Source organism: Mycobacterium sp. PDNC021, assembly GCF_048282635.1.
GTDB lineage: Bacteria > Actinomycetota > Actinomycetes > Mycobacteriales > Mycobacteriaceae > Mycobacterium > Mycobacterium llatzerense.
The window spans coordinates 5,252,872-5,264,759 of the sequence record NZ_CP182502.1 but is presented as its reverse complement, the minus strand read 5'-3'; the positions used below and the strand labels follow the sequence as shown (position 1 = coordinate 5,264,759).

The 11,888-nt window shown below is 66.0% G+C and carries 10 protein-coding genes; 4 read left to right on the top strand and 6 right to left on the bottom strand.

Going from position 1 to position 11,888, the window contains the following annotated elements:
* Positions 1 to 25: 25 nt before the first annotated feature.
* Positions 26 to 3,460, top strand: coding sequence for a proline dehydrogenase family protein (locus ACNO8X_RS25075; RefSeq protein ID WP_418006028.1), 3,435 nt, complete (start codon positions 26 to 28; stop codon positions 3,458 to 3,460).
* A 9-nt stretch (positions 3,461 to 3,469) separates the two neighbouring features.
* Here ACNO8X_RS25075 and ACNO8X_RS25070 read toward each other — a convergent pair whose 3' ends face one another.
* From ACNO8X_RS25070 to ACNO8X_RS25060, 3 genes are all read right to left on the bottom strand, one after another.
* Positions 3,470 to 4,489, bottom strand: coding sequence for an isopenicillin N synthase family dioxygenase (locus ACNO8X_RS25070; RefSeq protein ID WP_418003191.1), 1,020 nt, complete (start codon positions 4,487 to 4,489; stop codon positions 3,470 to 3,472).
* A gap of 82 nt (positions 4,490 to 4,571) precedes the next feature.
* The gene (locus tag ACNO8X_RS25065; RefSeq protein ID WP_418003190.1) at positions 4,572 to 4,817 is read right to left on the bottom strand and encodes a hypothetical protein; all 246 of its coding nucleotides are present in this window, start codon (positions 4,815 to 4,817) and stop codon (positions 4,572 to 4,574) included.
* Positions 4,818 to 4,915: 98 nt separating this feature from the next.
* Positions 4,916 to 5,464 (bottom strand): NUDIX domain-containing protein, encoded by a 549-nt coding sequence (locus ACNO8X_RS25060; protein ID WP_418003189.1) that lies wholly within the window; start codon positions 5,462 to 5,464, stop codon positions 4,916 to 4,918.
* Positions 5,465 to 5,487: 23 nt separating this feature from the next.
* Between ACNO8X_RS25060 and ACNO8X_RS25055 the strand changes: the two genes are divergently transcribed.
* Positions 5,488 to 6,885 carry an acyl-CoA synthetase gene (locus ACNO8X_RS25055; RefSeq protein ID WP_418003188.1) on the top strand — a complete coding sequence of 466 codons (1,398 nt, stop codon included), beginning with the start codon at positions 5,488 to 5,490 and terminating at the stop codon, positions 6,883 to 6,885.
* On the opposite strand, the gene ACNO8X_RS25050 is transcribed toward ACNO8X_RS25055, so the two are convergent.
* Together ACNO8X_RS25050 and ACNO8X_RS25045 are read right to left on the bottom strand one after the other, a co-directional pair.
* Complete coding sequence (locus tag ACNO8X_RS25050) at positions 6,882 to 7,769, bottom strand: carbon-nitrogen hydrolase family protein (RefSeq protein WP_418003187.1); 888 nt, start codon at positions 7,767 to 7,769, stop codon at positions 6,882 to 6,884. The two genes, ACNO8X_RS25055 and ACNO8X_RS25050, sit on opposite strands and share 4 nt — an antisense overlap.
* A 2-nt stretch (positions 7,770 to 7,771) precedes the next feature.
* On the bottom strand, positions 7,772 to 9,253 hold the full coding sequence (locus tag ACNO8X_RS25045; protein ID WP_418003186.1) for an APC family permease: 1,482 nt from the start codon (positions 9,251 to 9,253) through the stop codon (positions 7,772 to 7,774).
* A gap of 124 nt (positions 9,254 to 9,377) precedes the next feature.
* Between ACNO8X_RS25045 and ACNO8X_RS25040 the strand changes: the two genes are divergently transcribed.
* Positions 9,378 to 9,968 carry a TetR/AcrR family transcriptional regulator gene (locus ACNO8X_RS25040; protein ID WP_267315307.1) on the top strand — a complete coding sequence of 197 codons (591 nt, stop codon included), beginning with the start codon at positions 9,378 to 9,380 and terminating at the stop codon, positions 9,966 to 9,968.
* Here ACNO8X_RS25040 and ACNO8X_RS25035 read toward each other — a convergent pair.
* A complete protein-coding gene (locus ACNO8X_RS25035; RefSeq protein ID WP_418003185.1) occupies positions 9,965 to 11,290 on the bottom strand; it encodes a hypothetical protein in 1,326 nt (441 codons plus the stop codon). The two genes, ACNO8X_RS25040 and ACNO8X_RS25035, sit on opposite strands and share 4 nt — an antisense overlap.
* Before the next feature lie 178 nt (positions 11,291 to 11,468).
* Here ACNO8X_RS25035 and ACNO8X_RS25030 point away from each other — a divergent pair, with 178 nt between their 5' ends.
* Complete coding sequence (locus tag ACNO8X_RS25030; RefSeq protein WP_418003184.1) at positions 11,469 to 11,882, top strand: PPOX class F420-dependent oxidoreductase; 414 nt, start codon at positions 11,469 to 11,471, stop codon at positions 11,880 to 11,882.
* Positions 11,883 to 11,888: the final 6 nt, after the last annotated feature.

The following is an 11,888-nucleotide window of genomic DNA, read 5'->3' as shown; positions in this document are numbered from 1 at the left end:
TGTCTGGTCGGCTCATGATGGGCAGATGACGGAGCTGAGCAGCAAGGACGACCTGCTGACCGAGGTGGTGACCCAGGTCCGGTACTGGCTCGACGATGCTGCCCGCCTGCCCGTCGCCCCGGCCGGCCGCCGATTGGCTGAGGTCCTTCGCGATCCTCATGGCCTGGATTTCACCGTCGGATTCGTCGACCGCGTGATCCGGCCCGAAGACCATCGGGTCGCGGCCGCCAACCTGCGCGCCCTGGCGCGTAACGCCCCTGGCTTCCTGCCGCTGCATGAACGGCTGTTGATCAAGCTCGGTGCTCTGGTGTCGGTGATCGCGCCCGGCCTTGTCATTCCGGTCGCCCGGAAAGCGTTGCGCCAGATGGTCGGCCATCTCCTCGTCGACGCGACCGATGCCCGCCTCGGGCGTTCCATCGCACGGATCCGCAAGCGTGGCGTCGGGCTCAATATCAATTTGCTCGGTGAGGCCGTGCTGGGGCGGGCCGAGGCGGCCCGACGGCTGGAAGGCACCGAACGACTGCTCGCCCGTCCCGACGTCGACTACGTGTCGATCAAAGTCTCGGCCACCGTGCCGCCGCACTCGCCGTGGGCGTTCGACGAAGCCGTCGACCACATCGCCCAGAACCTGCTGCCGTTGTTCACCCAGGCCGCGACCGCGCCGACGAAGAAATTCATCAACCTCGACATGGAGGAGTACCGCGACCTCGAGCTGACGATCGCGGTGTTCACCAAGCTGCTGGACCGGGCCGAACTGCTGGACCTCGAAGCCGGGATCGTCCTGCAGGCCTATCTGCCCGATGCGCTGAGCGCGATGATGCGACTGCAGGACTGGGCTCGTGCGCGCCGCGAGCGGGGCGGCGCGGGCATCAAGGTTCGGTTGGTCAAAGGCGCCAACCTGCCGATGGAACACGTGGAGGCCTCGCTGCACGGCTGGCCCGTGGCGACGTTGTCGACCAAACAGGACACGGACACGAACTACAAGAGGGTGTTGGATTACGCGCTGCGGCCTGACCACACCGCGAATGTGCGTATCGGTGTCGCCGGGCACAACCTCTTCGATATCGCCTATGCGTGGACGCTCGCCGGGCGGCGCGGCGTCCGGGATGATGTGGAGTTCGAGATGCTGCTGGGGATGGCCGAAGCGCAGGCCGAGGCCGTCCGGCGCACCGTCGGCGGTCTGCTGCTGTACGTACCGGTGGTGCACCCCAAGGACTTTGACGTGGCGATCGCCTACCTCGTGCGCCGGTTGGAGGAAGGTGCCAGCCAGGACAACTTCATGTCCGCGGTGTTCGAGCTGCACGATGACCAGGCGCTGTTCCGGCGCGAGAAGGACCGGTTCATCGCGTCCATCGCCGATCTCGTTGGGGAGAGCGTCGTTCCGGTGCCCAACCGTCGTCAGGATCGCCGTACCGATGATCCACGCGCAGCGATGAGCCCGGTCGGCGAGTTCGCGAATGTCGCCGACACTGATCCGGCACTGCCCGGCAATCGACTGTGGGGACGCGCGATCACCGTCCGGATCGCCACGTCGTCGGCAGGCGCGGCGCTGGTCGCCGAGCACACCGTATCGAGTGCGGCCACGCTGGACGGGATCATTGCCGACGGTGTGAACGCCGGCGCTACCTGGGCTGCGTTGGCCGGTGCGCAGCGGGCGGCAGTCCTTCGGCGTGCGGCCGCGACGCTGCAGGCAGCACGGGCGGCATTGCTGGAGGTGATGGCGTCCGAGTGCGGCAAGACTCTGGATCAGGGCGATCCAGAAGTCTCCGAGGCCATTGATTTCGCGAATTACTATGCGGCACAAGCGGAAACTCTGGACTCGGTCGACGGTGCCGTCGCAGTGCCGAGCGGATTGACGGTGGTCACGCCGCCGTGGAACTTCCCGGTGGCGATCCCCGCCGGATCGGTGCTGGCCGCGCTGGCCGCGGGTAGTCCCGTCGTCATCAAACCTGCCACTCAGGCCAGGCGGTGTGGATCCGTTATGGTGCAAGCGCTTTGGGATGCCGGCGTGCCGCGCGATGTGCTGCAGTTGGTGCACCTCGATGAGGGCGAACTCGGCACGCAGTTGGTATCCGACCCGCGGGTTGCCCGGCTGATCCTCACCGGTGCCTTTGAGACCGCAGAATTGTTCCGCGGCTTCCGGCCCGACTTGCCGCTGCTGGCGGAGACCAGCGGCAAGAACTCCATCATCGTCACCCCGCATGCAGATCTCGATCTCGCGGTGAAAGACCTGGTGTACTCGGCCTTCGGGCACGCAGGTCAGAAGTGTTCGGCCGCATCGCTCGGCATTCTGGTGGGCTCCGTCGCTCGGTCCGCGCGGTTCCGCGACCAGCTCGTCGACGCCGTCACCTCATTGAAGGTCGGCTACCCGACAGATCCGACCGTGCAGGTGGGGCCCATCAACGAACCCGCACACGGCAAACTGCTGCGTGCACTCACGCAGCTCTCGCCTGGGGAGCAGTGGCTGGTAGCGCCCCGCCAACTCGACGACACCGGACGGCTCTGGTCACCGGGAGTGAAGACCGGGGTTCGGCGCGGCTCCGAGTTCCACCTCACCGAATACTTCGGTCCGGTACTGGGTCTCATTGCCGCCGATGACCTCGACGAAGCGATCGCCATTGCGAACCAGGTCGACTACGGACTGACGGCAGGCCTGCACAGCCTGGACCGCGCCGAGATCGAACGCTGGCTCGACCGGGTCGAGGCCGGCAACGCCTATGTGAACCGCTCGACCGTCGGGGCGATCGTGCGGCGTCAACCCTTCGGCGGGTGGAAGAAGTCGGCGGTGGGTGCGGGCGCCAAGGCAGGCGGCCCGAATTACCTGATCGGCCTGAGTGATTGGCGTTCCGCGCCGGCGAACGAAACGGCCTCGGTACCGCCACCGGTACGCGCGATCTTGGATGCTGCAAAGACTGTCGCGCTGGATCCCGACGAACTGGATTTCCTCGAACGGTCCTTTGGATCCGACGCGCATGCCTGGGCGAGCGAATTCGGCGTGGCGCGCGATGTCTCCGCCCTGATGGCGGAGAGGAACGTCTTCCGGTACCTGCCCGTGCCGGTGACGGTGCGCGCCGAGAACGCTGACCCGACAGCGGTGCTGCGGGTGGTCGGGGCGGGAATCCTGGCCGGTTCCCTGGTGACCGTCTCCACCCCGGTTCCGCTCGATCAGGCGATTGCCGACACGCTGGCAACCGCCGGCGTCGTCTGCCGGGTAGACGATTCGGTGTCATGGCGGAACACTCTGCGCGACAACGCTCCTGGACGCGTTCGCCTGCTCGGTGGCAGCCGAGAACAGTTCGGGCGTGACAGTGCCGGCAATGTCGGCATTGCGCTCTACGCGGGGCCGGTTGTCGAATCCGGGCGGATCGAGCTGCTGACGTTCCTGCACGAGCAGGCGATCGCGGTGACCGCGCACCGATTCGGTTCCCCGACACCGTTGTCCGAGAACCTGTTTCGGTGACGCCGCGTCTCAGAGCGCGTAGGCGAGCTTGAACTTGTCGAGCAGATACGGCCCCGACACCACCGGCTCGTAGCGCGGCGGATTATCAGCGCTCGAGCAGGTGGGAATGCACTCGATGACGGCGTCGAAGTTGGGTTGATGGAAGAACGGCAGGCTGAACCGTTCGCCGCGGGCGCCGTTGCTCACCACGCGGTGCACGGTGCTGACCCAACGGTCGTTGGTCCACCTGGCCAGCAGATCACCGATGTTGATGACGAATGATCCGGGGACCACGGGCACGTCGAGCCACTCGCCGCGGTCATTGAGTACCTGTAGCCCGCGCTGAGATTCATCCTGCAGCAGGATCGTGAGATTGCCCCAGTCGCTGTGCTGGCTCAGTCGGATTTCGCCGGCCGGCCGGTGGTCGGCAGGGTAGTAGTTGGCCATCAGGTTGGAGTTGTGCCGGTCGATCGATGCGTCGAACCAATCCTCGCGCAGGCCCAATGCCAGTGCGAACAGCCGGGCCAATTCGGTGGCCAGTAACTCCATTTCGGCGTAGTAGCGCTCGTACGCCGAGCGGAAACCGGGGAGTTCGGGCCACCGTTGCGCGACGAACATCCGCTCGTCGGTCCAGCCGTCGCCGCCCATGCCCTCCGGGTTGCCCAGCGGGAAGTGGACGAACTTCTCGACCCGGTCCGGCGCTTGGTGCTCGGCGTCGACATCCGCGCCGTCGTTGGTGGCCGCGAGCTTGCCTGCGGTGCTGAATCCACGGGCCAGTGGGTCACCGGGTTGCGCCCTGAGGCGGTCTTTTTCGGCCTGCGGCAGGGCGAAGAACCCGCGCAGGGCGTGGTTGACGTCGTTGATGGCCTGGTAGGGCACACCGTGCCCTACCAGGAGCAGGAAACCACTGGTCTCGCAGCACCGGCCGATCGCATCGGCCACCGCCTGGCGGTGAGTCGGGTCGCCACTACGGGCGCTGCTGATGTCTATCACCGGGACGAAGCCGTCCTGCAGGACGACCTGGTCGACTATCACTTCTGGTTGGGTCATGCGTTCGACGCTAGAACCTCAACCAAGGTTGAGATCAAGTGTGAATGGTCTTCTCTCACAACAGCGCCCGCTGGGCGCGTTGTCACTGGCTCTGGTGAACTGTGTTGTCGACGCGTGGCGCCTGGGCGTGCGGCTGGATGTCTTGGAGCCACTGCAGCTGATCGATGCCGTGGTTGTTGTGTGATGCCACAACGGTTTCCGGCAGAGCCCTTTGTGTGCCGTCGGTGAACGACCACACGATCGGGGACACCAGGACTCCGACTGTCAGCGCGCCTGCGAGAACGTAACGACCTATCGTCTGCTGTGCGAAACCGGTCATCGTCTTCATGTCGTTGCCTCCTGCTGGGTGTTATGCCCAGCTCAACAGGCGGTCGTAGCGACATCATCCCAGGTGGCGCTATGTTTACCCGAGTTGGCAGGATCGCCTTACCGAGCCGTGTGCAGCCGCAGCAGCGTCCACGCCGCGAGCGTCTGCGCGTCGGTGATCTCACCGCCGCGGATCATGTCCTCGATCTGTGTGGCGGTGAACCACTCGCTGTGCATGTCCTGCTCTTCGTGCTCGCGGTCGTGCGCGCCTTCGGTGATGCCGGTGGCGAGGTAGGCCCAGCCGCGTTGGCTGCACATCCCCGGCGCGACATCCAGCTGGCCCAAAACCTGCCATGTGTCGGCTCGCAGCCCCGTCTCTTCACGGAGTTCCTGCGCGGCGAGATCCGCGGGCGCGGGCTCGTCGCCATCCAACGTGCCCGGCGCGGTGCCCTGGACAAACTCCCAGCGCCGCAATCCGATTGGATAACGGAACTGCTCCACCATGCGGTACCGGTCGCCGTCGTGGGCGATCACCAGGGCGTACGTGGGTTTGTCCACCACCCCGTAGATGCCGGTGGTGCCGTCGGGACGACGGATGTCGTCTTCGCGCACCGACATCCAGTTGTTGCGGTACACCTCACGACTGGACAGTCTCTCGATCGGGTCCACCCGCCCAGAGTAGCCTCACGCACATGCTGCTGACCTCCCTGAACCCCGCGGTGGTGGCCGCCGGGCACGACCTCGAAGACGCGGTGCGTATCGACGGCTCGGTCCTGTCGCGCAGTGATCTGGTAGGCGCTGCGACGTCGGTGGCCGAGCGGGTGGCCGGGGCTGCGCTGGTAGCCGTCCTGGCTCGGCCGACGGCCAAGACGGTGCTCGCCGTCGCGGGCTGCCTGATCGCTGGCGTGCCGGTGGTTCCGGTGCCCGCCGACGTCGGCGCGGCGGAACGGCGGCACATGATCACCGACTCCGGGGCGCAGGCCTGGCTGGGGGAGGTGCCCGACGAAACCGAAGGGCTGCCGGTCATCCCGGTCCGGCTGCACGCCCGCTCCTGGCATCGCTACGCCGAACCGTCGCCGGATTCGACCGCTCTGGTCATGTACACCTCTGGCACCACAGGGTTGCCCAAAGGCGTGGTGATCAGCCGTCGCGCCATCGCCGCCGACATCGACGCGTTGGCCAAGGCCTGGGCCTGGACCCCGGCCGACACCCTGGTGCACGGCCTGCCGCTGTTCCACGTGCATGGTTTGATTCTCGGCCTCCTGGGTTCGCTGCGGATCGGAAATCGCTTCGTACACACCGGAAAACCCACGCCGGCCGCCTACGCCGCCGCGGGTGGTTCGTTGTACTTCGGCGTGCCGACCGTGTGGTCCCGCGTGGTGGCCGACGCTGCGGCCGCCGAGGCGCTCCGCGGAGCGCGACTGCTGGTGTCGGGCAGCGCAGCGCTGCCGGTGCCGGTATTCGACGACCTCGCGCGGCTCACCGGGCATGCGCCCGTGGAGCGCTATGGCAGCACCGAATCTTTGATCACCCTGTCCACCCGGGTCGACGGCGAACGCCGGCCCGGCTGGGTCGGGTTGCCGTTGGACGGCGTGCAGACGCGGCTGGTCGCCGAAGATGGGTCCGCGGTGCCGCACGACGGGGAAACCATTGGCCGCCTGAAGGTTTCCGCGCCGACGATCTTCACTGGCTATCTGAACCGCCCAGAGGCGACGGCCGAGGTGCTGGGCGACGACGGCTGGTACCGCACCGGCGACGTCGCGGCCATCGACGAGGGCGGTATGCACCGCATCGTCGGTCGCGAGTCGGTCGACCTGATCAAGTCCGGCGGTTTCCGGGTCGGCGCCGGCGAGATCGAGACCGTCCTGCTGGGCCACCCCGGGGTTGCCGAAGCCGCGGTTGTCGGCGTGCCGGACGATGACCTGGGGCAGCGCATCGTGGCGTTCGTGGTCGGGTCGGCCTCGTCGCAGGAACTCATCGACTTTGTGGCGCAACAGCTTTCGGTGCACAAGCGGCCCCGCGAGGTGCGCCTCGTCGACAGCTTGCCCCGCAACGCCATGGGCAAGGTGCAGAAGAAGCTCCTCGTTTAGCCCGCATTCGCCTGATCGGCCCCGTGCCATGGCGGCGTCTGGATGCCCGGACCGTCGTACATCGGCAAGCGCAAATCTGCCCCGTGCCTGGCGATTTGGTCCCACGGCCGGTTGAGGCCGAAGGTGCCGTAGGCCCGCGCCCGAGTCACCGCGTCCAGATCCAGACAGTCGATCAGGATCTCCTCGCCGGTGGTCGCCTGTTGGCGCACCGTGCCCTCGGGGTCGACGATGCAACTCGCTCCGACGCCTGCGGGATCGCTCGCGTTGAGGTTGACGACGTAGACCTGGTTGGTCCACGCGTTGGCGCGGGCGCACACCAGCTCCATCTCGCGGTCGCGTGTCGTGGTCAGCGTCGGTTGCACGATCACTTCGGCTCCGAGCCAAGCCAATTGACGCGCCGTCTCCGGGAACGAGCCGTCGTAGCAGATTGCCAAGCCGATTCTGCCCACGCCGGGGATGTCGAAGACGACGAACTCGTTGCCCGGAGTCGTCTGCTCGTAGGGCTGCCACGGAAATACCTTGCGGTACGTCGCGGCGATCTCACCGAGCGGCGACACCGCGACCGCGGTGTTGTAGACCAGCCCGTCGTCGCCCCTTTCGTACAGGCTACCGGGCACCAGCCACAAGCCGGTCTCCTTGGCGAGCGCGCAGATCCGGTTGATGGTCGGGCCCGGGATGGGCTCGGCGACGTCGTACATCCACTCTGCGCGGGCCTGCAGTAGTGGCGCCTCGGCGGCCAGCATCAGCTCGGGCACCACCACCAGCTGGACGTGCGGAAAGGTGTCGCGAACCGAGAGCACCTGTGAGCGGAACCGTTCCCAGCTGGCCGCGGTATCGAAGGCAACCGGTGCTGTCTGGATAGCGGCGATGGTCAGTGTGCGCATGATCAGTCCTCTGTGACGGTGATGTGGGTGATGGCGCCGCGGCCAGCGCGAAAGAAGTCGGGAAAGCGGGTGTGGACGACGAGCAGTGCCGCCACGCCGACGACGATGGCACCGACGCCGAGCAGGAACACCCCGCCGACACCGTGGAAGGACGTCGCGCCGTACGTCGGGGCCAGCATGTCGTGCGCGCTGCGGGCGAACGCCGTGAGCATGATCAGGCCGCCGATCGCCGGCAGGATGCCCTTGAGGAACAGGTCGCGGACCGACGTGGCCAGCCGGTGTCGGAAGTACCAGACGCACGCAAGGCCGGTCACTCCGTAGTAGAAGGCGATCAGCAGACCGATCGAGAGGATGGCATCGCCGAGGAAGTTCTTCGAGACCGTGGCAAGCACCGTCAACGTGACGGCAGCTGCGGCCCCGAAGAACACCGTGCCGAATGCCGGGGTTTGGAATTTCGGGTGAATTCGGGTGAACGCCTTGGGAAGTGCACCATGAGCGCCCATCGACAGGGCGCCGCGCGGGCTGCTGATCACGCAAGTCAGCAACGCCGAGATCGCAGAGACGCAGATGGCGAGCTCGACCACCTTCGCCAGAGCGGTGCCCAACACCGGGGGGCCGAGGGTGGCCAGCACGTCGGCCGCGTTGTCGGCGTTGCCGAGACCCAGTCCGTCGGTCCCGGTGCCTGCGAAGCTGATGGCGGCGAACGCGGTGAACAGATAGGTCCCTAGCAGGAGCAGGGTGGAGATCACCGCAGCGCGCCCTGGCGTCTTGTCCTTGTCCTTGGTCTCCTCGTTGACGGTGATCAGCGCGTCCCAGCCCCAGTAGATGAACAGGCACAGCAGCACTGCTTCGGCGAACGGCCCGAAGCCGTCGAACGCCAATGGATTGAGCCAGGACAGACTTGGCGTCTCGGCGCCTGGGCGGGCGAAGGCGGCAGCACCGAAGCCGAAGAGGGCGACCAGTTGCAGCCCCAGGAGCACGTATTGCACCTCGGCGGCTATCTGTAGCCCGCGATAGGCGATGGCGGTCACGACGGCGAGGAGCACGACCGCCGTCGCGATCACCGCGAAGTCGTTGTGCGCAAACGAGTCCAGATCCAACAGTGTCAGCAGATAGCCTGCGCCGACACGGGCCAGCGCCGTCATCGCAATGACCGTCGCGATCAGAGGAACCCAGCCGCCCGAGAGCCAACCGGCGTACGGCCCGAACGCCCTGGTGTTCCACACGAACGTGGTGCCACAGTCGGGCATCTCCCGGTTCAGCTCACGAAAGGCGAAGGCTGTCAGCAGGATCGGCACGAATCCGGCCAACAGGGCGGCCGGAGCCAGGTGCCCGACGACGATGACGACGAAGCCGAGCGTGACGGCGATGCTGTACGCCGGCGCCACCGAGGACAGGCCGAGTGCGACGACCGCGAAGAGACCGACGGAGTCGGAGCGCAGGCCCTTGTCCGACGTGGCGTCGGCGGTGGTGGGTACGGACAAGGCGTGCTCCTTGGCTGATGGATTTCTTAAATAAATATTTAACAAAAGTGTGAGCTAGTCGTCAATAGCTGCACGGCTATGCTTTAAATCTCGATGTAAGGATCCGGGAGCGGAAGGGCGACCAGTGGCACGAAAGAAGGACCAGGAAGCTCGACGTCTGGCCCTCGGCGACGCCGTACGCCGCGCCGTGTTGACCCGCGGTCTGGAGGGCGTACGGCTACGCGACATCGCCGAGCAGGCAGGTGTCACCCCTGCAGCCGTTCTCTACTACGGCGACGTCGATGCCCTGACCTACAACACCTACCAACAGGCGATCGAGCGATTTAGCTCCGACCGCGAGCGCGTCGCCGAACGGTTCCCCGATGCGCGTGATCGACTTCGGGCCAGCATCGACCACGGGGTGGCCAGCGGCCCCGACGACGAACTCGTCCGATTGCTGTTCGAGTTCTGGCCGCGATCGTTGCGCGACCCCAAGGCTGCGGTCCTCGACTCTTCTCTCCAGGAGCGCCAGATCGCGGTCTACAGCACGATTTTCGTGCTTGGGGAGACACAGGGCCACTTCACCCTGACCGACCCGCCGCGCCTACTCGCAGGCAACGTCGTCGCGATGGAGGACGGTTATCAGATGGAGGTGCTGTCCGGACGCCGCGGCCGCGACGAGGTGAAGGCGTGTTTGTACTCCTACGCCCGCACCGTCACCGGCTGCGAGATCTAGGGCAGACGACTGGCCGGTCCACCCTCGATCTCCGGCTGGATCAGCCGGAAGTGAGATTCGCTGCGCTGCATGTGCCGTCGCTGGTAGTCGCCCTCGATGTGCTTGCCGTCGACCATGCCGGTCAACATCAGCCGGTCGGGACCGTCCAGACGAAAGTGCAGCACGATGGGCGGATCCGATTCGTGCTTCTTGATCTCCAGTCGGTCGTCGTGGATCTCGAACAGGTAGACGGTGACGTAGCCGGCGGGAACCTGGGTGACGAAGCTGGTGTAGTCGTCGACCCGGTCGGCGATCGCGACGTTGGTCCACGGCGCAGGAGACGTCTGCTGCAGCGTCGCCTCTTTGCCGTCGACCGTGAATGACGTTGCACGCCAAACTCCGTCGATGTCCGATTCCCTGTGCCGAATGTCGTAGAACGTGACGATGCTCAGAGTGGTTACCAGCGCGCCGACGACGGCTGCGATGGTGAACTTCGCCACGGTGCCGGTGCGGCGCAGCCATCCCCTGCCGGAGCCCAGTGCCGGCCACAGCACGACCGGTTCGGGAGTGCCACGCTGGAACACCATTTGCGCCAGGCCCCGCCAGTACGGCGTGGTGATCGCGACGGAGATGAAGAACAGGGCTCCGGACACCAGTTTCACCGGAACGTCGTAGAACAGATTGAGCAGGAACACCTGCCCCATGGCGCCGATCGCGATCAGCGCGCCCAACAGCCACGTCCGATTCCACAGAAGCAGCACGCCGGCAACGAATTCGACGAGACCGGCGGCCACCGAGTAGGGGTCGGAGGCGCCCATGAAACCCCACAACGTGTTCATCAGGCTGACGTCGCCGACCATCTGGATCTGATAGCCAGGCAGCATCATGTAGGCCATCTGCGTCGGAATAAGCTTGGCCAGACCGTAGAACAGCATCGAGATCGCCAAGCCGAACCGGGCGAACACCAGCAGCAGGGAGGCGAGGGAACGGTAGTTGGGCCTGCGCCGGTCCAGCGCAGTCCACACCGCGGTGATCACCAGGGCCACCAGGATCCAGCCGAGGTGCAGGCACCACTCCGCCATGGAATCAGCGCCGCCGTTGATGTTCAGGTACGCGCCCTCGCCGCGGGTGACGAAACTGCCCAGGTTTGCGAGCCCCTGAAGAAGCGGGGCCATCAATAGGCTCAGGCCCAGATTGCCGTACACCGATAGGATCAGGATTCCGCCGCCGATGGTGAACAACAGCCGGAACGCCAGCTTCTGCTTGCCGGTCCATTCGGGCGCCGAGATCTCGTCGGGGTTACTGGTTGTCAAGGTGTCCGCGTCGCCGGTCGTCGTGCTCACCGGATTGACGCTAGTGATGAATGTGCGCCGATGTCCCCGGGGAAAACCTCCAACTTCCCGGCGACGATCTCCCCGATGGTCGCCGACTGTGCGGTTCCGTACGCGAGCCGGGCGAATCCACGCGCACGAGCTCATTCTCGGCGGGAATGGCTGGGCAAGCAGATACCTTGTAGATGCCATGCAACTCACAGACGAAGCCCGCGCCCTCATCGGCGACGGGGCCAACGCGACGCTCGTGACTTTGAATGCCGATGGCAGCCCACAGGTTTCGGTGGTGTGGGTGGAACTGCAAGGCGACGAACTGGTCAGCGCCCATCTCGCCGACTACAAGAAGCTGCGCAACATGCGCCGCGACCCCAGGGTCGCGGTCACCATCATCGGTACTGACCGGGGAGCGGCATCGGTCAATCCCTATCTCGCGATCAGCGGCACCGCACGCATCGTCGAGGGCGGGGCACCCGACGTGCTGACCCGGCTGACCAACGTGATGGCACCGGAGTTCAACGGCCAGTTCCCGCCGGCCGAAGCGCCGCCGGGATTCCTGACCCGCATCACCATCGAGAAGGTGACCGGCGTCGGCCCCTGGGCCTGAAAAAGC

Excerpts from the sequence above, each read along its gene's own strand:
- ACNO8X_RS25070 (WP_418003191.1), bottom strand. The coding sequence starts at position 4,489 with ATGACCCAACCAGAAGTGATAGTCGACCAGGTCGTCCTGCAGGACGGC.
- ACNO8X_RS25055 (WP_418003188.1), top strand. The coding sequence starts at position 5,488 with ATGCTGCTGACCTCCCTGAACCCCGCGGTGGTGGCCGCCGGGCACGAC.
- ACNO8X_RS25075 (WP_418006028.1), top strand. The coding sequence starts at position 26 with ATGACGGAGCTGAGCAGCAAGGACGACCTGCTGACCGAGGTGGTGACC.
- ACNO8X_RS25030 (WP_418003184.1), top strand. The coding sequence starts at position 11,469 with ATGCAACTCACAGACGAAGCCCGCGCCCTCATCGGCGACGGGGCCAAC.
- ACNO8X_RS25065 (WP_418003190.1), bottom strand. The coding sequence starts at position 4,817 with ATGAAGACGATGACCGGTTTCGCACAGCAGACGATAGGTCGTTACGTT.
- ACNO8X_RS25050 (WP_418003187.1), bottom strand. The coding sequence starts at position 7,769 with ATGCGCACACTGACCATCGCCGCTATCCAGACAGCACCGGTTGCCTTC.